The 21,496-nt window shown below is 70.7% G+C and carries 21 protein-coding genes; 19 read left to right on the forward strand and 2 right to left on the reverse strand.

Translation table 11 applies throughout. The features are described from left to right. The 4 genes from O7632_RS16105 to O7632_RS16120 all read left to right on the forward strand — a co-directional run bounded on the left by O7632_RS16105 (position 1) and on the right by O7632_RS16120 (position 4,661). Positions 1 to 1,218 carry a class I SAM-dependent methyltransferase gene (locus O7632_RS16105; RefSeq protein WP_278120098.1) on the forward strand — a complete coding sequence of 406 codons (1,218 nt, stop codon included), beginning with the start codon at positions 1 to 3 and terminating at the stop codon, positions 1,216 to 1,218. Between the two features lie 100 nt (positions 1,219 to 1,318). Beyond that, a complete protein-coding gene (locus O7632_RS16110; RefSeq protein ID WP_278120099.1) occupies positions 1,319 to 2,290 on the forward strand; it encodes an NAD-dependent epimerase/dehydratase in 972 nt (323 codons plus the stop codon). Positions 2,291 to 2,551: 261 nt separating this feature from the next. After that, positions 2,552 to 3,157, forward strand: coding sequence for a dTDP-4-dehydrorhamnose 3,5-epimerase family protein (locus O7632_RS16115; RefSeq protein ID WP_278115250.1), 606 nt, complete (start codon positions 2,552 to 2,554; stop codon positions 3,155 to 3,157). A 55-nt stretch (positions 3,158 to 3,212) separates the two neighbouring features. Continuing rightward, positions 3,213 to 4,661 (forward strand): NDP-hexose 2,3-dehydratase family protein, encoded by a 1,449-nt coding sequence (locus tag O7632_RS16120; protein ID WP_278115251.1) that lies wholly within the window; start codon positions 3,213 to 3,215, stop codon positions 4,659 to 4,661. On the opposite strand, the gene O7632_RS16125 is transcribed toward O7632_RS16120, so the two are convergent. Next, a complete protein-coding gene (locus O7632_RS16125; protein WP_278115253.1) occupies positions 4,624 to 5,733 on the reverse strand; it encodes a DegT/DnrJ/EryC1/StrS family aminotransferase in 1,110 nt (369 codons plus the stop codon). The genes O7632_RS16120 and O7632_RS16125 overlap by 38 nt on opposite strands. A 304-nt stretch (positions 5,734 to 6,037) precedes the next feature. Here O7632_RS16125 and O7632_RS16130 point away from each other — a divergent pair, with 304 nt between their 5' ends. Continuing rightward, the gene (locus tag O7632_RS16130; RefSeq protein ID WP_278115255.1) at positions 6,038 to 7,228 is read left to right on the forward strand and encodes a macrolide family glycosyltransferase; all 1,191 of its coding nucleotides are present in this window, start codon (positions 6,038 to 6,040) and stop codon (positions 7,226 to 7,228) included. Further along, complete coding sequence (locus O7632_RS16135; protein ID WP_278115256.1) at positions 7,225 to 8,079, forward strand: AfsR/SARP family transcriptional regulator; 855 nt, start codon at positions 7,225 to 7,227, stop codon at positions 8,077 to 8,079. Before O7632_RS16130 ends, O7632_RS16135 begins: the two co-directional genes overlap by 4 nt. 87 nt (positions 8,080 to 8,166) lie before the next feature. Here the strand turns inward: O7632_RS16135 and O7632_RS16140 are convergent, their stop codons facing one another. Continuing rightward, complete coding sequence (locus tag O7632_RS16140) at positions 8,167 to 9,804, reverse strand: FAD-dependent monooxygenase (protein ID WP_347403577.1); 1,638 nt, start codon at positions 9,802 to 9,804, stop codon at positions 8,167 to 8,169. A 179-nt stretch (positions 9,805 to 9,983) separates the two neighbouring features. Between O7632_RS16140 and fabG the strand changes: the two genes are divergently transcribed. The 13 genes from fabG to O7632_RS16205 are packed head-to-tail and all read left to right on the forward strand — an operon-like array spanning position 9,984 to position 21,494. Continuing rightward, entirely contained in the window at positions 9,984 to 10,733 is a 750-nt protein-coding gene (gene fabG, locus O7632_RS16145) for a 3-oxoacyl-ACP reductase FabG (protein WP_278115260.1), read from the forward strand. 34 nt (positions 10,734 to 10,767) lie between these two features. Further along, positions 10,768 to 11,064, forward strand: coding sequence for a phosphopantetheine-binding protein (locus tag O7632_RS16150; protein ID WP_278115262.1), 297 nt, complete (start codon positions 10,768 to 10,770; stop codon positions 11,062 to 11,064). Continuing rightward, positions 11,061 to 11,561, forward strand: a complete 501-nt coding sequence (gene fabZ, locus O7632_RS16155) for a 3-hydroxyacyl-ACP dehydratase FabZ (protein WP_278115263.1) — start codon at positions 11,061 to 11,063, stop codon at positions 11,559 to 11,561. The genes O7632_RS16150 and fabZ overlap by 4 nt, the downstream gene beginning before the upstream one ends. Before the next feature lie 2 nt (positions 11,562 to 11,563). After that, a complete protein-coding gene (locus tag O7632_RS16160; protein WP_278115264.1) occupies positions 11,564 to 12,628 on the forward strand; it encodes a glycine cleavage T C-terminal barrel domain-containing protein in 1,065 nt (354 codons plus the stop codon). Positions 12,629 to 12,663: 35 nt separating this feature from the next. Next, a complete protein-coding gene (locus O7632_RS16165) occupies positions 12,664 to 14,997 on the forward strand; it encodes a beta-ketoacyl-[acyl-carrier-protein] synthase family protein (RefSeq protein WP_278115266.1) in 2,334 nt (777 codons plus the stop codon). Then, entirely contained in the window at positions 14,994 to 15,761 is a 768-nt protein-coding gene (locus tag O7632_RS16170) for a nitroreductase family protein (protein ID WP_278115267.1), read from the forward strand. The genes O7632_RS16165 and O7632_RS16170 overlap by 4 nt, the downstream gene beginning before the upstream one ends. Then, positions 15,758 to 16,999, forward strand: coding sequence for an FAD-dependent oxidoreductase (locus tag O7632_RS16175; protein WP_278115269.1), 1,242 nt, complete (start codon positions 15,758 to 15,760; stop codon positions 16,997 to 16,999). The genes O7632_RS16170 and O7632_RS16175 overlap by 4 nt, the downstream gene beginning before the upstream one ends. Beyond that, positions 16,996 to 17,859, forward strand: a complete 864-nt coding sequence (locus O7632_RS16180) for an alpha/beta hydrolase (RefSeq protein ID WP_278115271.1) — start codon at positions 16,996 to 16,998, stop codon at positions 17,857 to 17,859. Before O7632_RS16175 ends, O7632_RS16180 begins: the two co-directional genes overlap by 4 nt. A gap of 24 nt (positions 17,860 to 17,883) precedes the next feature. Continuing rightward, the gene (locus O7632_RS16185; protein ID WP_278115273.1) at positions 17,884 to 18,789 is read left to right on the forward strand and encodes an ACP S-malonyltransferase; all 906 of its coding nucleotides are present in this window, start codon (positions 17,884 to 17,886) and stop codon (positions 18,787 to 18,789) included. Further along, positions 18,786 to 19,289 (forward strand): hypothetical protein, encoded by a 504-nt coding sequence (locus O7632_RS16190; RefSeq protein ID WP_278115275.1) that lies wholly within the window; start codon positions 18,786 to 18,788, stop codon positions 19,287 to 19,289. Before O7632_RS16185 ends, O7632_RS16190 begins: the two co-directional genes overlap by 4 nt. Beyond that, a complete protein-coding gene (locus O7632_RS16195) occupies positions 19,286 to 20,140 on the forward strand; it encodes an ester cyclase (RefSeq protein WP_278115277.1) in 855 nt (284 codons plus the stop codon). The genes O7632_RS16190 and O7632_RS16195 overlap by 4 nt, the downstream gene beginning before the upstream one ends. A 12-nt stretch (positions 20,141 to 20,152) precedes the next feature. Next, the gene (locus O7632_RS16200; protein WP_278115279.1) at positions 20,153 to 20,932 is read left to right on the forward strand and encodes an alpha/beta hydrolase; all 780 of its coding nucleotides are present in this window, start codon (positions 20,153 to 20,155) and stop codon (positions 20,930 to 20,932) included. Positions 20,933 to 20,963: 31 nt separating this feature from the next. Further along, a complete protein-coding gene (locus O7632_RS16205) occupies positions 20,964 to 21,494 on the forward strand; it encodes a 4'-phosphopantetheinyl transferase superfamily protein (RefSeq protein WP_278115280.1) in 531 nt (176 codons plus the stop codon). Positions 21,495 to 21,496: the final 2 nt, after the last annotated feature.

Consider the following 21,496-nt stretch of genomic DNA (forward strand, 5'->3'; position numbering starts at 1 on the left):
ATGTCGACCTGCCGCGTCTGCGCCGGTCCCGTGGAGGAGTTCTTCGACTTCGGGCGGCAACCGCTGTCCGACGCCTTCCTGCCACCGGAACGGACGGAGGACGAGTTCTTTTATCGACTCGCCGTGGGCATCTGCCAGACCTGCACGATGGTACAGCTCATGGAGGAGGTGCCACGCGAGCGGATGTTCCACGAGGACTACCCGTACATCTCCCGTGGATCGGCCGTCATGCGGTCGCACTTCGAGACGCTCGCGCGGCGCTTCCTCGCGGGCGAACTCCACCGGCCCGACCCCTTCATCGTCGAGATCGGTTGCAACGACGGGACGATGCTCGGCACCGTCGCCGACGCCGGGGTACGCCACCTCGGGGTGGAACCGTCCGGCGGCGTGGCCGCCATGGCCGCACAGCGCGGGGTACGGGTCCGCACCGACTTCTTCGAGGCGTCGGTGGCCGCTGACATCCTGGCCAACGACGGGCCGGCCGACGTCATCTACGCGGCCAACACCCTGTGTCACATCCCCTACATCGACTCCATCCTCAAGGGGGTACGGGAACTCCTCGCCCCGGACGGCGTCTTCGTGTTCGAGGACCCCTATTTCGCCGACATCGTCGAACGGGCCTCCTTCGACCAGATCTACGACGAACACTTCTTCCTGTTCGCCGGTGGCTCGGTGCAGGCGATGGCCGCCCGGCACGGGTTGGAACTGGTGGACGTCGAACGGCTTGCGGTACACGGCGGCGAGGTCCGCTACACGCTGGCCCGCCCGGGCACCCGTACGCCGTCGCCGGCCGTCGCCGACCTGCTGGCGGCGGAACGTCGGGAAGGCCTCACCGAGCCGGCCACGCTGCGGCGCTTCGGTACGCGGGTCGAACGGATCCGCCAGCGGCTGACCGAGGTTCTCGACGACTGTCACGCCCGGGGCCAGCGGGTGGTCGGCTACGGCGCCACGGCCAAGAGCGCCACCGTGCTCAACTTCTGCGGGATCGGCCCGGACCGGATCGACTTCATCTGTGACACCACCCCCGCCAAGCAGGGGCGACTGACCCCGGGCTCGCACATCCCGGTGCGCGGGCCGGAAGCCTTCGCCAGCCCCTACCCGCCGTACGCGCTGCTGTTCGCCTGGAACCACGCCGACGAGATCATGGCGAAGGAGACCGCCTTCCGGGCGGCGGGTGGGCAGTGGCTTCGGTACGTCCCCGAGGTTCACCTTGCCTGACGGCGCACCGCCCACCCGTGACGCGCCGTCGGCCGGGTCCGGCGGTTCTCCGCCGGTCGGATCCGGCGGTTCTCCGCCGGTCGGATCCAACGGTTCTCCGCTGGTCGCGATCCTGGGCGCCGGTGGCTTCGTCGGCTCGGCCGTGTCCGCCCTGCTGAGCCGGCGGGACGTACGGTTGCGGCTGGTGTCCCGGCGCCTGCCCGCGTCGCCGCCCGGTCCGGCGCCGGTCGAACGTCTGGCGCGGGATCTGACCGACCCGCGTCAGGTACGCGAGGCCGTCGCCGGGGCCGACGCGGTGCTGCCGCTGGTGCTCTACGCCGGACGGGGCACGTGGCGGCTGACCGATGACGAGCCGGCCGCGCGAGAGGTCAACGTGGGGGTGGTACGGGGTGTGCTCGCCGCGCTGGCCGAGCCGCCCGCCCGGGGGACCCGGCCCGCGCCCGTCGTGGTCTTTCCGGGGTCCACGTCCCAGGTGGGCCCCGGTCCGGAGTGGATCGACGGCTCGGAGCCGGATCGGCCCGTCACCGGCTACGACCGACAGAAGCTCGCGGCGCAGCGGGCCGTGGAGGCGGCCACCGCCGAGGGTGTCGTGCGTGGCGTGACCCTGCGCCTGCCGACCGTCTTCGGGCCGGCGCGGGCACCGGAGGTGGTCGACCGTGGGGTGGTCAGCGCGATGATCCGGCGGGCGCTGGCCGGGCAACCGCTGACCGTCTGGGCGGACGGGGCGGTACGGCGCGATCTGCTGTTCGTCGACGATGTCGCCGAGGCGTTCGTCTTGGCGCTGGACCATCCGGACGCGCTGGCCGGCCGGCACTGGGTGCTCGGCAGCGGGCACGGGACCACCCTGCGGGAGCTCTTCACCGCCGTCGCCGCCTTGGTCGGCGAGCGGACCGGGACGCCGCCGGTGCCGGTCGAGTCGGTACCGCCACCGGCGGGCGCCTCCGAGATGGACCTGCACAGCCTGGTGGTTGACGCGTCGGCCTACCGCGAGGTGACCGGCTGGCAGCCCCGCACCGCGCTGCCGGAGGCGTTGCGTCGCACCCTCGACCATCTGGTAGGCGGCACGCCATGACTCGTCCCTGCGGCACGCCATGACCCGTCCGCACGGCACCCTCGCCGGATCGGACAACCCCTATCGTTGGTCATGTCGCCCCCTATCGCATTGACCTTCCACGTTGCGGTGAAGCATCCTGTCCCAGCGGTCACGGACGGTACGCGGAATTCGCACGGCAGGCGTTTGTCGGACGGTTCGATGAGAGCGCGGTGAATTCGACATCGGCGACGACATGATGCCGAGCACTGACGGACGGTGGCGATCAATGAGACGCGGATCGTGAAAGCGCAACCGCTGGCCGTCGAGGGCGCCTACGTGTTCACTCCACGGAGCTACCCGGACGAGCGTGGCGTGTTCGTCTCGCATTTCCAGGGATCGGTGTTCCAGGAGACGGTCGGGTACCCGCTTTTCGCCGTCGCGCAGGTCAGCCACAGCCGTTCCCGACAGGGCGTGGCCCGAGGCATTCATTACACCCGTACGCCACCCGGTGCCGCCAAGTACGTGCACTGCCCCAACGGTCGGGCGTACGACGTCGTGGTCGATCTGCGGGTCGGCTCCCCGACCTACGGACGGTGGGACGCGGTGGAGCTGGACCCGCTGACCCATCGCGCTGTCTACCTTCCGCCCGGGGTGGGTCATGCCTTCGTCGCGATGGAAGCCGACACGGTGATGACCTATCTGCTGTCCCGGGAGTACGACCCGGACAACGAACTGGCGGTGTCGATCGAGGATCCGACGATCGCGTTGGACCTGCCGGCAGCCGTGCCGCCGGTGTTGTCGGCTCGCGACCAGCGGGCCCGCACCGTGGCCGAGGCACGGGCCGAGGGCCTGCTTCCCGAGTACGCGACCTGCCGCGCGATCGAGCAGACCTTCCACCTGCGGTGACCGACATGACGCGACGAAGCCTGGTGACCGGCAGGACGCGACGAGGTGAGATGCCATGACCAGCCGGGCCGCTACCACGACCGGGACCAGCCTGGTCGAGTCGATGCTCGCGACCAGTGGTCGGTTCGCCCGGATCGGGGACTTCGACCGGTGGCTCGGCGACATGCGCGAGTCGACGTTCATGTCCGTCGAGCAGGTGGCGCTGGAAGACCTGCGCGGTTGGGGACAGGACCCAGCTACCGGCAACCTGCGGCACGAGACCGGCAAGTTCTTCACGGTCGAGTCCCTCGCGGTCGACTTCCCGGCCGGCCCGGTGTCCAACTGGAGCCAGCCGATCATCAACCAGCCCGAGATCGGCATCCTCGGCATCCTGGTCAAGCGGATCGACGGCGTACTGCACTGCCTGATGCAGGCCAAGCGGGAGCCCGGCAACCAGAACGGCATCCAACTCGCGCCGACCGTGCAGGCGACCCGCAGCAACTACACCCGCGTGCACCAGGGTCGACCGGTGCCGTACCTCGACTATTTTCTCCACCCGGTCGGCCACCGGGTGATCACCGACGTCCGCCAGTCGGAGCAGGGCGCCTGGTTCTACCAGAAGCGCAACCGCAACATGGTCGTCGAAGTCAGCGCCGACGTGCCGGTACTCGACGGCTTCTGCTGGTTGACGATGGGACAACTACACGGACTGCTCCGCGTACCCGACCTGGTCGGGATGGACGCGCGGACGGTCCTGGCCTGTCTGCCGCTGGGTGGCCCCGGCTGGGGTGCGATCCTGCCCCACGCCGACGAGTTCGGATCCGCTCTGGCCCACTCCTGTGACCCGGAGAGCGGCTCGCAGCGCTCCCTGACCGACATCCTGAGTTGGGTCACCGGGATGCGCTCCCGGACCGAGATCCAGGCCCGGCTCGGGCCGCTGGTCGCGGCCGAGGGCTGGCGGCGGACCGACGGCCGGATCTCGCACGAGTCGGGCCGGTTCTTCGACGTGATGGGGGTACGGGTCCGGGCTGGCGGACGTGAGGTGGGTCAGTGGATGCAGCCGATGATCCAGCCCCGCAGCGACGGGATCATCGCGTTCCTCGTCCGACCGATCGACGGTGTCCTGCACATGCTGGTCTCCGCCCGCCCCGAGCCCGGCTTCGCCGACGTGATCGAGCTGGCGCCGACCGTACAGTGCCTGCCGGGCAACTACGGGCACCTGCCGGTCGAGCGGCGGCCGCCGTTCCTGTCCGAGGTGCTGGCGGCGCGGCCGGAGCAGGTCAGGTTCGACGCCGTCCTCTCCGAGGAGGGTGGCCGTTTCTACCACGCCCGCAACCGCTACCTGATCGTGGAGACGGACGCGCCGATCCGCCCCGATCGTGACGACTATCGCTGGTTGACCCTGGCGCAGCTCACCGAGCTGCTCCAGCACAGCTTCTATCTCAACGTCCAGGCCCGTAGCCTGGTCGCCTGCCTGCGGAGCCTGCTCACAGGCTCGCCAGCACGTCCCGAACCGCCTCGATGACCTTGTCCTGAAGGCCGGTCGGCAGCGACGGGTACATCGGCAGGGAGAAGATCTCGCCGGCCAGCCGTTCGGTGACCGGCAACTGGCCGGTGCGGTACCCGAGGTGCGCGAAGCCGGTCATCGTGTGCACCGGCCACGGGTAGCTGACGTTGAGCCGGATGTCGAAGGCCGTCAACCGTTCGATGATGTCGTCCCGCCGGGGATGGCGGACCACGTACAGGTAGTAGACGTGGTCGTTGCCGTCGGCCACCGCCGGCAGCACCAGGTCGGTGTCGCCGAGGCCGTCGACGTAGCGTTGGGCCACCATGCGCCGCCGGGCGATGTAGTCGTCGAGCCGACCCAGCTTACGCCGCAGGATCTCGGCCTGGACCTCGTCGAGTCGGCTGTTGTGTCCCGGGGTCTCGACGACATAGTAGGTCTGCTCCATGCCGTAGTAGCGCAGCCGGCGTAGCGCGCCGTCGGCGCTGTCCGCGTCGGTGATGACGGCTCCGCCGTCGCCGTACGCCCCGAGCACCTTGGTCGGGTAGAAGGAGAACGCGGCCGCGTCGCCCATGGAACCGGCCACCTGCCCGTGATGGCGGGCGCCGTGCGCCTGCGCACAGTCCTCGAGGAGCACCAGACCGTGCTCGGCGGCGAGCCGGCGCAGTGGCGCCATGTCGACGCACTGCCCGTAGAGGTGGACGGGCAGCAGGCAGCGGGTACGGGACGTGATGGCGGCCGCCACCTGATCGACGTCCATGAGGTAGGTGTCGGGTGACACGTCGACGAAGACCGGGGTGGCGCCGACCGCGTCGATGGCCACCACTGTCGGCGCGGCGGTGTTGGAGACGGTGACGACCTCGTCGCCCGGTCCGACGTTGAGCGCCTGGAGCGCGAGCTTGAGCGCGTTGGTGCCGTTGTCCACCCCGACGCAATGACCGACGCCGTGGTACGCGGCGAATTCGCGCTCGAAGGAACGGACGCTTTCGCCGAGGACCAGTCGGCCCGAACGGAACACCGTCTCGACGGCGTCGAGAATGTCGTGCTTCTCGCTCTCGTACTCCGGCAGGTAGTCCCAGACGAGCGTGGCCATCGTCGATCCTCCGTCGAGGCGTAGGGGTTGCCGTATGTGATCGACCTGGATGAACGCGCGGGATCGACCTGATCCGAGCGGCATCGTCGCCGGATCGACTGACAACTCGGGCACCTTACCCCGAGGTGCGGAGTGCGCAAAACCCCTACTCGATAGGGGTGGGTAGGGGGTATCGGGTCGTCAGTGGGCTGTTTAGCCTGCATCGACCGGGCTCGGCCTGCTGATCGCCGGTCGGACCTGGGCGGCATGAGGTACGCAGTCGACAGCTTGGGGACACCAGCAAATGTCTGAACACGTGCTTGTCATGAGCCACCCGGATCACGGCCACGTCATTCCCAACGTGGCGGTGGTGACCGAGTTGGTGGACCGGGGACATCGGGTCACCTATCTCACCGGTGCGCAGACGGCGTCGATCGCCGAGTCGGCGGGCGCGACCGTCCTGCGGTACGACTCGCGTTACAAGCGGGCCGACTTCACGAGCGTCGCGAACGATCCCCGCTATCTGTTGAATCTGCTCCTCGACGAGAGCACCGAAATGCTGCGGACCGCCGACAACGAGCTCGGCGCCGATCGGCCGGACCTGGTCGTGTACGACACCTCGATCCTCTACGCCGGCCGGATCCTGGCCCGCAAATGGCAGTTGCCGGCGGTCCAGCTGATCCCGATGTTCGCGTCGAACGAGAGCTTCTCCTACCTCAGCGCGATCTACAGCGGTGACGGTGCCCCGGCCGCCGGTGGGCCGCCGTCGCCTCCGCCGTGGCTGGCCGAGATCATGGGCCGGATCGGGGCGCTGAGCGCGTCACACGGGGTACGCGTCGCACCGCAGGAGCTGTGGTGGGGAGTGCAGGACCTCAGCTTGGTCAACATCCCCCGGGAGTTCCAGTACGCCGGGGACACCTTCGACGACCGGTTCGTGTTCGTCGGCCCGTGCGTCGGACGCCGGGACTTCCTCGGTGACTGGAAACCGCCGACGGACGAGCTGCCGGTGGTCCTGATCTCCCTCGGCGCGGTCTTCAACGGACATCCGGACTTCTTCCGTACCTGCGTGGAGGCGTTCACCGGGGCACCGTGGCACGCCGTGATGACCGTCGCCGACGGGATCGACCCGGACGAGTTGGGGCCACTGCCGTCGAACGTCGAGGTCCATCGGTGGGTCCCGCACCTCACCGTTCTGGAGCACGCCAGCGTCGCGGTCACCCACGGCGGCATGGGTACGGTCATGGAGGCGTTGCTCAGCGGCACGCCGATGGTCGTCGTACCGACCTCCGCCATCGACGCGGTCACCGCTCGTCGCCTCGACGAGCTCGACCTGGGACGCACCCTCGGCCAACAGGAGTTGACCGCGCGCCGGCTGCTGGAGCTGATCGCGGAGGTGACCGCGAGCCCGGCGATCCAGGACGCGACGCGGCGGATGCGCCAGCACGTCCAGGCCGCCGGTGGCGCCCGGCGGGCCGCCGACGAACTCGAGAACCACCTGGCTCGGCAGCGGACATGAACTCGCTGCTGGAGCTGCGGATCCTTGGGCCGTTGACGGTCCGCAAGGGTGACCAGACAATCAAGATCAGTGGCATGCGGGATCAGGCGGTGCTGGCCCGGCTCGCCCTCGACGCCAACCGGGTCGTCAGCGTCAGCCGGCTGATCGCCGCCGTGTGGGACGGCTCGCCACCGCGCAGCGCCCGGTCCCAGATCGCCATCTGCGTGTCCCGGCTGCGTGCCGCGCTGGGCGAGCGGATCGGGGCGGGTGAGGCCGACGACCAGGCGATCGTGACGGTCAGTCCGGGTTACCTGTTGCGGGCGGATCCCGAGCGGATCGATCTGCACCGGTTCAGCGAGTTGGTCGGTCGGGCGCGGGCCAGTGTGGACCGGGAACGGGCGACGCAGCTGCTGGTCCGCGCGTTGGGTCTGTGGCGGGGAACCCCGTTCGAGGGCATGTACGGGCTGCGGGCCGAGGCGGCGGCGTTGGAGGAGGCCCGCCTCGAAGCGACCCACGCGTACGTCGACCTGGAACTCGAACTCGGCAACCACGACCGGGTGATCATGGATCTGATCCCGCTGGTGGCCCAGCATCCGCTGCGGGAACGCTCCCGCGCCCAGCTCATGCTCGCGCAGTATCGGGCCGGGCGGCGGGCGGAGTCGTTGCGGACCTATCAGGAGGCCCGCCGTCACCTCGTCGAGCAGGTGGGCCTGGAACCCGGCCCGGAACTCAAGTACCTGCACGATCAGATCCTGCGTGACGCGCCGACGTTGATGTTGCCCGTGCCCGCGCTCCGGTCTGCGGTCGCACGAACGTCCCGGCCCACCGCCGACCCGCCGGTACGCCAGCTGACCCGCCGGTACGCCAGCTGACCCGCCGGTACGCCAGCTGACCCGCCGGTACGCCAGCTCGGGCGGGCTGCCGCCTCGGGCGGGCTGGTCGGCTCGGCGTCGGCCGGGTCATCGGCCGCTGGTGCCCGTCCGATCCAGGATCCGATCCAGCGCGTTGACCAGGACGGCACTCGACGGTGGGGCGTCCGCGCACCGCCAGGCGACGTGTCCGTCCGGGCGGATCAGGACCGCCCCACGAGAGGACAGACCGTACGCACGCGCCCACTCGGGACCGGACAGCGCCGTGGCGCCGTCCGCCGAGATCTCCACCGTGGTGATCGCTGTCGCGGCGGCGCCGCCCGCCTCCTTGGCGCTCTGTGCCCACCCGCTGCCGGCCGGCGTCATCAGGGTGAACTCCGGGCCGATGAGGTCGAGGGTGGACACCCGCGCGCCGGCCCGGGAGAGCCAGACGTGCGGGGCCCGGTGTCCCGGCCGCGCGGTGGGCACGTAGGTACGGTACGGGTCGGACGGCTGCGGCGGGTCGGTGCCGTCGGGCAGGACCGCCGGTGATTCGTAGCGGTAGCCCAGGATCATGCCTTCGGCCCGCCGCCGGTCGGCCTGCCGCTCGCCGGCCTCCCGCATGCCGAGCCGCCCCTCCATCATCTCCACGGTGATCAGGGCGTTGTTGAGACTCTCGTCGACGGTCCACTCCGCGACGGGTCGGCGTTCCCGGGCGTAGCTGTCGAGCAGGCCGTCGCCGGCCGCGTCGCGCGACACGGCGGCGAGCTTCCAGCCGAGGTTGTGCGCGTCCTGGATGCCGCAGTTCATCCCGAAGCCGCCTTGCGGCGTGGCGACGTGCGCGGCGTCGCCGGCGAGGAAGATCCGGCCCCGGCGGAACTCGTCGGCCACGATCGCCTGCTGCAGCCAGGGCATCGTGCCGATGATCTCCACCGGCAGGTCCGGGATGCCGACCGCCGCCCGGACGAAGGCCAGGCAGACGTCCTCGGTGAAGTCGTCGGCGCTCTGCCCCAGCTCGGGTTCGTAGGCGGTCTGGATGATCCAGCGGCGCTCGTTGTCCACGGCCTCGACCGCGCAGCCGACCTCGCCCCGGACGAAGTAGAGGGCGCCGAGCCGGTCGTGCAGCAGGTCCCGCAGGTCGACGTCGAACATGATGCTGAGCATGTGGCCCAGCGGCGGCGGTCCGGCGACGCCGATCCCGAGCGAGGATCGGATGCCGCTGCGGCCGCCGTCGGCGGCGATCGCGTAGCGGGCCCGCGCCAGGCGTCGGCCGTCGGCGGACTCCACCACGGCCTCGACGCCGTCGGTGACGGTCCGCAGCTCGGTCATGGTCGTCGCGAAGCGGACCTGCGCGGTGCGCTGATCCGTGGCGAGCGCGCGCAGGATGACCTCCAGCCGATCCTGCGAGCAGATGTAGGTGTAGGTCGGGCTCTGCGGCGCGTCGTCGTGGATGGGCGCGACGGCCCGCCGGAAGTCCGGTGCCGTCAGGGCGGAGCCGACGCCCAGCGCGAGGCTGTCCGCGCGCGGCAGTCCGGCCCGCTCCACCGCATCCTGAATTCCCCAGGACCGGAAGATTTCCATGGTGCGCGTCGAAACGAGTCGAGCTTTGGGAAAAATGGAAGTGTCGGCGTGTCTTTCGACGAGAAGAGATGTCACCCCGTGGCGGGACAGTTCGATCGAGGCGGACAGGCCTGCGGGCCCTCCACCGACAATGAGAACCTCGACGTCGACCGTCTCCATGTGTCGCATCTTCTCACGAGATCTGAGCCATCGTCAATGCGACGAAATAGCGATGATATTGACGTAATATTCGTCGCCGATATCCTCAATCTCGTAACAAGGTCGGTTGCGATTCGCAGGACCGTCGGGGGCGGGACTTCGGCCAGGGGTCGCGTTTCATCGTCGGTCACGACAACGCGGGAGACAGCATGCTCTTCGCCGAGGGATCGGTCGCGCTGGTCACCGGCGGCTCACGCGGCATCGGTCGGGCCGTGGCGCTCGACCTGGCCAGGGAGGGTGCCCACGTCCTGGTCAACTACTCCCGGTCCGAGCAGGACGCCAAGGAACTGGTCGCCCGGATCAGCCAGGAGGGCGGCAGCGCGGCGGCCCTGCACGCCGACGTGACCGACGAGTCGAGCGTCCGGGACATGTTCCGTGCCCTGCGGTCCGAACACGGCCGGCTCGACGTCCTGGTCACCAGCGCGGGCATCACCCGCGACAAGCACCTGGTGGCGATGAGCCTCGGCCAGTTCCAGGAGACCATGGACGTCAACGTGCAGGGCACCTTCCTCAGCTGCCGCGAGGCGATGCGGATCATGCAGCACCAACGGCGCGGGGCGATCGTCACGCTCTCCTCGGCGAGCGGACTCGACGGCGGTTTCCCCGGACAGGCCAACTACGTCGCGTCGAAGGGTGCCATCATCGCGTTCACCAAGGCGCTCGCGTACGAGGCCGCGCCGCACGGGGTACGCGCCAACGTCGTGGCGCCCGGATTCGTCGCCACCGACATGACCCGCGTGCTGCCCAGTCAGATCCGCAAGCAGTACGAGTCGCGGATCCGATTGGGCCGGATGGCCCGGCCCGAAGAGATCGCGGGCCTGGTCACGTTTCTCGCATCGGAAAAGGCGTCGTACGTGACAGGTGAGGTTCTGGTCGCCAACGGCGGCGGTCTCGGCTGAGGTCATCGGGTACCTGAGAAAATGGAGGCTATGGATGACTCTGGATGACATCCGGGCGCGCGCGGCCGCACGTCGCGACGCGTGCGCACAGATAAAGAAGATGATCGTCACGCGTCTGGACATTCCGATCGACCCCGAGTGGATCACCGACGACCAGCCGCTGTTCGGCCGTGGCCTGGAGCTGGACAGCCTCGACGTCCTCGAGCTCTACGTGGCGATCGAGGCGGAGTTCGGGGTGGCGCTCTATGACAGCGAGCTGTCGATCTTCGGCTCGGTGTCCCGACTCGCGGAGACGATCAATCCGGATCTGCTGCCCGCCACCGGGTCATGAGGGTCCGTACCCGGGCCACGTCCGCCAACGGGCACGCCACCGCCGCGTCGGTGGCGCTGACCAACGACCAGATCCGGACCCTGATCCCGCACCGCTGGCCGATGTTGCTGCTCGATCGCATCGAGAGCATCGAAGCGGGCGAGCGGGGGGTGGCCATCAAGAACGTCGCCGCGACCGAGCTGTGGTTCCAGGGCCACTTCCCGGAGGAAGCGGTCCTGCCCGGCGTCGTGGTGATCGAGGCGATGGCGCAGCTCGCGGGCGCGGTCTTCGCGCTCGCCGGGGCCGGCCGGATCAGTTACCTGACCGGGGTGCGGTCCATGCGGTTCCGTCGCCGGATCGTTCCCGGTGACCAGATCGTGCTCTCCGCCGAGCGGACCGCCGGCGCGGGGGGCATTGGCGAATACCGGGTCGTCGCACGGGTCGACGACCAGGTCGCGGCGGAAGGGTTGATCACCATCACCGACCCCGCCGCAGGAAAACCAGTTGGAGAGGCTTGATGATGAATTCCGCGCTCACGGACGTCCATCCTGACGGCACGGTCTTCGGCAAGGTCGACGACGCCGAGGTCCCGCTGCGCTATTCCACCCTGGAGACCGAGTACGAGGCGGTCCGGGAACGGGCCGCGGTCATCGACCTGAGCCCGGTGTCGCTCATCGAGGTGCGCGGCGACGCGGCCGTGGACTTCGTCCAGCGGATCCTCGCCCGCGACGTGGAGTACCTGACCGCCGAACGGTGCATGAGCAGCCTGGTGCTCGCAGCTGACGGTCGGATCGTCGACCAGGTGGTGGTCTGGGGCCGCGAGGACGGGATGATCCTGGAAAGCTCCTGCGGCGCCGGATCCCGCCTGCTGGCGTACCTCGAGTCCCAGGACCACGACGGGGTCGAGATCGTCGACCGGTCGGACGATCTCGCGCTCGTCGCCTTCGAGGGCCCGTACTGCTGGGGGGTCATCGGTCGGCTGATCGACGGAGAACTGGCGGCGCTGCCGTTGGAGTCGGTCGCCGACACCACCTGGGACGGCGTGGACGTCGTCTTCGGCCGTACAGGCAGCACCGGTGAGTACGGCTACAAGATCATCGTGCCCCGTGCCGACGCCGCGAAGCTGTGGAGCCTGGCCGTCGAGCACGCCACGCCCGTCGGGCTCGAAGCCCTGGAACTGGCCATGATGGAGGTGCGCCAGCCGGTGCTGCGGCACGAGGACGGCCACCAGGCCAGCGTCCTCGAGCTCGGCGCCAACTGGCTCGTCGACTTCACCAAGGAGTCCTTCGTCGGCAGGGACGCGCTGCTGCGGGAGTTCGAAGGCACGCCGGGAGTGCGTACGGTCGGCTTCCGCTGTGGCAGCGCGCTGCCCGCCGCCGGCACCCGCGTACTGGCCGCCGGCGAGGAGATCGGGCAGGTCGTCTACGCCACGCACAGCATCGGCATCGGCGAGACCCTCGGCCTGGCCCGGGTGGCACCCGAGTTCGCGGCGGCCGGGCTGCACCTGACCGTAGGCGACGCCGAGGCGGTCACCCTCAGCAGCCCGTACGTGACGCCCAAGAGCTGGAGCATCCCGGTCCTCTGAGCCACCGGACCGGATCGCTGGGAGAGAGGACGCACATGGCGCTTCCCACGGTCGTCATCACCGGCCTCGGGGTCATCTGCGCGATCGGCCGGGACCCCGACGAGTTCTGGCTGCGGCTCGCGTCGGGCACCGGCGGCATCAGCCTGATCGGCGACCCCGCCTTCGCCGCGTTCGAGGCGCGCCACGCCGGCCAGGTGCCCGACGAGTGGATCACGTCGCAGCTGGTCGCCGACGAGGCCGGCCTCGACCGGACGGCGCAGCTGGCGATGGTCGCGGCGCGGCAGGCGCTCCGCCAGGCGGGTCTGGACCTGCCGGCGGGTCTGGACCTGTCAGCGGGTCTGAACCTGCCTGCGGGTCCCGACCAGCCGGCGGCCGGGACCGACCGGTTCGGACTGGTCCTCGGCAAGTGCCAGGCCACTCCGGACCCGGCCGACAAGTATCAGCCGATGCATCGGACCGCTGACCTGGTGGCCGACCGGATCGGGGCGTACGGTCCCCGGATCCTGGTCTCGACCGCCTGCGCGGCCGGCGGCAACGCGGTCGGCCTGGCCCGCGACAAGATCATCACCGGTGAGGCGGACCTGGTCCTCGCCGGTGGCGTCGATCCGCTGCTGTTCGGCACCTACGCCGGCTTCGCCGGCCTGCAGGCGCTCAGCTCGGGAGTGTGCGCGCCGTACAGCCGCTCCGACGGCCTGAACCTCGGCGAAGGCGCGGCGTTCGTCCTGGTCGAACCGCTGGAGCGGGCACTGGCCCGAGGCGTCGAACCCCTCGCCGAGGTCGCCGGTTACGGACTGTCCGCCGACGCCTACCACGCGACCGCCCCCGACCCCACCGGCCGGGGCGGCGCCAGCGCGGTCCGGCGGGCGCTGGCCGACGCCGGCGTGGGTATCGACGACGTCGACTACGTCAACGGCCACGGCACCGGTACGCCCGCCAACGACACCATGGAAGCCAAGGTCATGCGGGTCGTCTTCGGCGACCGGGCCGCGCGTGTGCCCACCAGCAGCATCAAGTCGTTCCTCGGGCACACCCTGGGCGCGGCCGGCGCGGTGGAGACGGTCGCCAGCGTGCTGGCGCTGCGCCACGACACCGCCCCGCCGACCATCGGCTTCGACGACGAGGCGGCTGCCCGCGAAGGGCTGGACTTCGTCCCCAACACCGCCCGGAAGATGCCGATCGACGTGGTCGTCTGCAACAACTACGCCTTCGGCGGCAACAACGCCTCACTGGTGCTGACCACCCCCGGCCGGCCCCGCGCCGACCAGCCGGGCTACGACGCCGCCGCCCCGGTCGTGATCAGCGGTCTGGGCCCGGTCACCGGCCTCGGCATCGGGATCGGCGAGATCAGCGAGGCGGTCGGCACCGGCCGGACCGCGGTCGGGCAGGCACCGGACCTGACCAGCCGCACCTACGCCCCCCGCCCGGTCTGGCGGCACATGAACCACCTGTCCCGGATGGCCATCGCCGCGTCCCGGCTGGCCTGGGAGGACGCGGCCCTCAAACTGCCCCGTACGGCGCTCAACGACGTCGGTGTGGTCTTCGCCACCGCCGCCGGATCCGTGGAGAGCACCGACGACTTCGACCAAAGCGTTGCCGTCGACCCGGGCAAGGCGTCGGCGCTAAGCTTCTCCAACGTGGTGCTCAACGCCACCGGCGGCGCGGTCTGTCAGGCGCTGGGCCTGCGCGGCCCGACCACCACGATCTGCAACGGCGGCGCGTCCGCGTCGATCGCGCTCGACTGCGCGGTGGAGATGATCCGGGCCGGCAAGGCCGAGGTGGTGCTGGTCGTCGCCGCCGACGAAACCGCCCGGCCGCCCGCCGAGGGCAGCACGGTCTCGCCGTACGACGTCTCCCGCGACGCCCCGGTGCCGGGCTCGGCGGCGGTCGCCCTCGTGGTGGAGTCCGCCGCGCACTGCGCGGCACGCGGCGGCCGGCCCTACGCGACCGTCGTCCGGACCCGGCACGCCACCGCCGCCGGCGGCACCGAACGCGACAGCGTGCGCCGCAGCCTGGCGACGATGACCCAAGAGCCCGGCATCGGCTTGGTGCTCGGCGCGGCCACCGGCGGAGCGCACGACGCCACCGAGGCGGCCGAACTGCTCGACGCCCTTCCCGGTGCGCTGCTGACCACCTCCGTCGGGCAGACCGGTGACTGCCAGGCGGCGACCGGCGCGATGAACATCGCCCTCGGTGCCCTGGCCATCCGCGATCGGGTCGCCCCCGCTGTGGCCGGGCTGCGGCGTCCGGAGGCCGGTGCGATCGAGTCCTACCTGACCAAGCCGGACATGCCGCCGGCGGTGGACCGGACCCTGGTGCTCACCGCCGCGCCCGGCTCGGTGCGCGGTGCCGTCCTGCTGGGGCCGGCGTGACCGGCGGCCCGTTCAACCCTGCTGCCGGCGCTGGCGTGACCGGCGGCCCGTTCGACTTGGCCGAGACGGACCGGCTGCTGACCACCACCCGCGCGGTCCGGCGTCGGCTCGACCTCGACCGGCCCGTCCCACGGCACCTGGTCGAGGAGGCCCTGGACATCGCCGTCCAGGCGCCGACCGCCAACAACCACCAGAACTGGCGCTGGCTGGTCATCACCGAACCCGACGTCAAGCAGCGGATCTCCGAGATCATCGCGCTGTCCTGGCAGTTCCACCGCGACGAGTCGTGGACCCGCTCCGGGCGGCAACGCAACACCGCGCAGGCGCGACGCAACACCGAATCCGCCGCCGCGTTGCAGGACATCCTGCCCCGCGTACCGGTGATGATCCTGCCCTGCGTGCTCGGCCGACCGCCGGACACGGCGGCGATCGACGCCGAATGGGCCCGGTTCCGGGCCGGCAAACCGGCCGGCGACCCGGCGCACGACGTACAACTCGGGCCGATGCGGCACAGCATCTACTACGGCTCGATCTTCCCGGCGATCTGGTCGCTGCAACTCGCCCTGCGCAGCCGGGGGTTGGGCAGCACCATCACCTGCATGCACCTGCCGTACGAGCGGCAGGTGGGACAACTCCTCGGCATCCCGTCCGGGGTCACGCAGATCTGCCTGCTGCCGGTCGCCTACACGGTCGGCACCGACTTCCGGCCGGCCAAGCGGCGCCCGGCCAAGGAGCGCACCTTCTGGGAGAGGTGGGGAGCGTGACCAACCACAGCGCGGACGTCGTCATCGTCGGCGGTGGCATCGCCGGTGCCGCCGCCGCCTGCGACCTGTCCGCCCACGGACTGTCCGTCGTGCTGCTGGAAAAGCAGATTCGATACCAGGACCTGGTACGCGGTGAGTGGCTCGCCCCGTGGGGTATCGCCGAGGCGCAGCGGCTCGGCGTCGACGATGCCTTCGTGCTGGCCGGAGCCTGGGAGATCCGCGAGTGGGTGCAGTGGGACGAGGTCGTGCACCCCGACGAGGCGCAGGCCGTCGACATGTGCAGCTTCATGCCGGGTGTCGGCGGGCCGTACTCGTTCCCGCACCACCGGGTCTGCGAACTGATGGCCGAGCAGGCGGCGGGGAACGGTGCCCGGGTCGTGATGGGCGCGTCGCGGATCGCGGTCACCGCCGGCACCGAACCGACCGTCGCCTACCGTGACGCCGTCGGCGAACACCGGATCACCACCCGGATGGTCCTCGGCGCGACCGGCCGGGCCTGCACGGTCGGCCGGCAGGTCGGCGTCACCATGAGCAACGCGATCCACCACTGGGGAGCCGGCCTGATGGTCGACGGCCTCGACGACTGGCCGGCCGACGTCCAGGCGATGGGCACGGCCGGTGACGTGATGTTCATGATCTTCCCGCAGGGCTACGGCCGGGCCCGGCTGTATCTCAACTTCGCCACCGGCCAGCAGACCCGCTACCGGGGGCCCGGCGGCGTGGACCGGTTCCTGGCCGCGTTCGAGTTGGACTGCCTGCCCGACAAGGGTGCCGCCGTCGTCGCCGCCAAAGCCGACGGGCCGCTGGTCGCCTGGCCGTCGGTGTCGATCGTGCCGGAGCGCCCGCCGCTGGCCCCGGGCGTGGTACTGATCGGCGACGAAGCCGGCAACGCCGACACGGTGCTCGGCACCGGCCTGTCGTGCAGCCTGCGCGACGCCCGTACGGTGTGCGAGCTGCTGCGCGGCACCGACGACTGGTCACCGGCGACGTTCGACCCGTACGTGGCCGAGCGCGAAGCGCGGATGAAGCGGCTGCACTTCGGCGCCAACATCATGGCGAAACTGCACGTCGAGTTCGGCGAGGCGGCGGTGGAACGCCGCCGGCGGGCGCGGGCGCTGATGAACCAGAACGACGCCCTGCAGGTGACCGGCCTGCTGAACATGGTGCCGCCGGAACAGGTGCCGGACTTCGGGTTCAGTGAGTTCTTCGCCGAACGGCTGCTCAGGGAGACAGTGTGATCAACAAAAAGGTGACGGTGAACGACGTCGAGATCGCCCTCGTCGACGAAGGCGCCGGCGAACCGGTGCTGCTGCTGCACGGCTTCCCCGACTCGTCGTACCTGTGGCGGCACCAGATCCCGGCCCTGGTCGACGCCGGATACCGGGTCATCGCACCCGACCTGCGGGGCTTCGGCGAGTCGAGCAAACCGCAGGAGATCGAGGCGTACGACATGCGTACCGTCCTCAACGACCTGGTCGGCATCACCGGGCAGCTCGGCATCCAGCGGGCCCACGTCGTCGGACACGACTGGGGCGCGGCGCTGGCCTGGATGTACGCGTTCCTCATGCCCCGCCGCGTCGACCACCTGGTGGTGCTGTCGGTCGGACACCCCGGCATGTTCGCCAACCCGAGCATCGAGCAGCGACAGAAGTCCTGGTACATGCTCTACTACCAGTTCCCGGGCGTGACCGAGGAACTGTTGCGCCGCAACGGCTGGCGGCTGTTCAAGCAAATCATGGGCCGGGAGGGTGACTACACCCGCTACCTGCGGGACCTGGCCCGTCCCGGCGCGCTGACCGCCGCACTGAACTGGTACCGGGCCAACCGGTCCCCGGAGGCGGAGCTGCGGACCCAGACCAACTTCCCGCCGGTGCTCGCCCCGACGCTCGGCATCTGGTCCGACGGGGACAAGGCCATGGAGGAAGAGGGCATGGCCAACTCCGGCAAGTACGTCAAGGGGCCGTGGCGCTACGAACGGATCGAGGGTGCCAGCCACTGGATTCCGCTCGACGCGCCGGACAAGACCACCGAGCTGATCCTCGGCTTCCTCGGCACCCACGAGAGTGCCGAGCCGCAGCGGCGTCGCCGCCGGCTCTGACCGCCGGTCGCGTTGGGAGGAGACGTGCTCGCGTTCCTGTTCCCCGGGCAGGGGACCCTGCGGGTCGGCATGGGCGGCTGGCTGCGTCGCCACCCGGCGGCCGCGTCCGTCTTCGAGCAGGCCGACGCGATCCTGGAGATGCCGATCAGCCGGCTCTGCGCACGCGGGCCGGTCGACGACCTCGTCGCCACCGAACACGCCCAGCCGGCGGTGACGGTCTGCAACCTCGCCGCGTTGGCGGTGCTGCGGGCCGAGGGCCACGCCCCGGACATCGTCGCCGGGCACAGCGTCGGCGAACTCAGTGCCTTGTACGCCGCCGACGTACTGGACCTGGCGACGACGCTGCGTCTGGTGCGCGTACGGGCCCGGCTGATGGCCGAGGTCAGTGGCACCGGTGCGATGGCGGCCGTGCTGGGTGTGCCGCTGCCGCAGGTGCAGCGGTTGGTCGAGACCGTCAGCTCCGACGCCGAACCGCTGACCGTCGGCCTGGTCAACGCTCCCGACCACGTGGTGGTTTCCGGCGCGGCGCCGGCCGTCGACCGGTTCCGCCAGTCGTTGGGCGCGACCGGCAAACTGGCACCGCTCAAGGTCAGCAACGCGTTCCACTCGCCGCTGATGGCCGAGGCGCTCGGCGAGTGGGAACGGGTCGTTCGTGACCAGCCGATGCGGACGCCGACCGTGCCGGTGGTGCCCAACGTGACCGCCACCCCGACCACCGATGCCGAGGTGTTGCGGGAATCGGTGATCAGCCAGCTGGTCGGGCGGGTGCGCTGGGCGGAGACGATGCGGCGGCTGCCGGCCGACGCGACCTGCGTCGAGGTCGGGGACAGCCGGGCGTTGGCCGGGTTCGCCCGTGGCGCGGGTCTGCGCTGTCTGAGTTTGAGTGACCCGGCCAGCGTACGGCGTCTCGCCGGGGCGGTGACGGCGTGACGCCGCGGGAGGGTGACGGCGTGACGCGGTGGGGCTGCGCGGTGGTCGACTTCGGCGGGCTCACCCGCCCACAGCAGTTGATCGACGGGATGGACCTGCACGAGGTCTACACCCGGGGGGAACGGATCCGTTCCGGGGCGGGTCGCGGCCTGCGGCACTGGGCCGGGCGGCTGGCCGCGAAGCGGGCGGTCCTGGACGTCCTCGGCGTCACCGCCGGGGCCGCCCACCTGGGCCAGGCCGAGGTGTTGCCCCGACCGACGGCGCTCTGCGACCGGTCGGCCCGCTGCCAGCACGGCCACCCCCCGGCCGTACGGCTGCACGGGATGCTCGCCGACCGCGCCCGGCGGCGGGGGATCGAGCAGATCCGCCTGTCCATCACCCACACCGCCGACACGGCTCTCGCGGTGGCGCTGGTCGGCCCCCGGCTATCCGACGACGACCCGCCGGAGGCCGCCGTGACGACCATGACGGACGCGAGCATGCCGCCGGAGGCGCGATGACGACCAAGCTGGCCCGGATTGCCCGCGCCCATCTCGACGCGTGGCAGTCCGGCGACGCCGACGCGGTGGCCGGCTCGGTCGACTCCTACCAGGACCCGGACACCGCCGACGCGATCGCCGGCGCCGACCTCGCCCGCCACGCGACCGAGTTCCTGCACACGTTCCGCAACGCCCGGTTCGAGGTAGGGCACGCGGTCGCCGACGAGACGGTCGCCGTCCTGGGGTGGACGATGGCCGCCGAGCATCGAGCACCGTACCGTGGGGTGCCGGCGACCAACACGTCGTTGTCGGTCAGTGGCGTGGACACGGTCACCCAGGTAGGCGAGACGGTACGGGTCGCCCGGCGGTTCGACCGGCTCGCCGTGCTCGAGGCGCTGGGCTACCAGGGCCAGGCGTTGCCGGTCGACGAGTCCGACCGGCAGTTCGGCACCAGCTCGCGCACCCTGTCGGGGCGGACCGCCCGGCCCGGAGCCCTGGTCCTGACCTCCCTGCAGGTCCGCGACGACGCCGAGAGCGCCGAGGTGGATCTGCTGGTCACCCCGATCGTGACGGCGCTGCGGGCCTCGCGTGGCTTTCTCGGCATGTCGACCTTCGACGTCGGCGACCGCAAGTTCACGGTGTCCACCTTCGACAGCCCAACGTCGGTACGGGCCGTGCACGCCCGCCCGCACCAGCGGGCCGTCCGGCGGTTCTTCCAGGGCGGACTGTGTCTGCGGTCGATGACCAGCGTCTGGGAAGCGACGTCCGTGCACGACTTCGCCCGCTGTCCGCGATGCGGCGCGGTGGTGGCGGTACACAAGGAACCACTGTGTGAATGCGGTTGGTCCGTCCCCGACGATTCCCTTCTGTGAGCGGAGCCAGAAATGTCGTTCAGCTTCGACTATCAGCCGGCCGGCGACGCCCGACCTCCGGTGGTCTTCATGTCGGCGCTGTTCGCCGGCGGTTGGATCTGGGACCACCCGTACACGGCGTTGGCGCGCTCCGGCCGGGGTGTGCTGCGGACCCGGGAGGCGATCTGCGCCCTCGACAGCAAGATCGCCGGATCGATCGAACGGCTCGGTGAGGAGCTGCTGGCCGCCGTCGACGCGGCCGGGATCGGCGAGTTCGTGCTCTGCGCGAACTCGCTCGGCGGGCTCGTCGCCATCGACATGGCCAGCCGCTACCCGGACCGGGTACGCGGCATCGTGGTCAGCGGGGCACCCGGGCTCACCCCCGACCCGGACGTCGGCCTCAACATCGACCGTCGGGCCAGCGTGCAGCTCGCCGGCGAGGAGTTCCGCGAGCGGATGCTGGACGCGCTGTTCCACCGGGGCCGGCACTTCACCGAGGACCAGATCGAGCAGACCGCGCAGCTGCTGCGCCAGCCGGCCGCGATGGTCAGCATGGCCCGTAGCCTCAAGGCGACCCGGCGGTTCGCCGTCACGCCGGCCGTCGACCAGGTGCCCTGCCCGGCGCTGTACGTGTGGGGCCGCTACGACCGGATGACCCCGATCGACCCGTGGCTGGCGCTGCTGTCCGAGCGGCCGAACACCGAGTTCGTCGTGGTCGAGGAGTGCGGCCACATTCCGATGGCGGAACGCCCCGACGAGTACACGTCGGTGCTGGAAGGCTTCCTGAGCCGGCGGGCGGGGCTGCCGGTATGACGAGGATTCGCGCTATGACCGGGCCTGCGGCATGACGGGTCTGCCGGCGCTGGTCGGCGTGGACATCGCCGAGGTCTCCCGGGTGGCTCGCGCGGTCGCCGACCTCGGTGACAGCTACACCCGGCACGTGATGACCCCCGCCGAGCGGGCCGCCGCCGGTGACGACGCCGTCGCCGTGACGGCCAGCGTGGCCATGAAGGAATGCCTGATCAAGGCCGTCGGCGGCCGGCCGGCCGGGTTCAGCTGGCACGACTTCGACCCGGTCACCGGCCGACGGGACGATTCCGCCCGCCCGGTCACGCGGCTGCTCGACGAAGCCACCGGTCCGGTCGCGCAACTGCTCGACGAAGCCGCCGAACGGCTACGTGCCGTCACCGACTTGCCGCTGCGCCACGAGGTCGTCCACCACGTACGGGGAGCCAGCCGCCGGGCCGCGTTGGCCCGGTTGACCTCGGGCGACGCGGCCACGACACCGGTCGTCGGCGTTGCCAGATGGGGCTGCCACGGCGACGCGGTGATCGCGTTGGCATTACTGGTTGTCGACAATCGAGAAGAACGGTGATG

Source organism: Solwaraspora sp. WMMD406 (genome assembly GCF_029626025.1).
In the GTDB taxonomy this organism is placed as follows: Bacteria; Actinomycetota; Actinomycetes; order Mycobacteriales; family Micromonosporaceae; genus Micromonospora_E.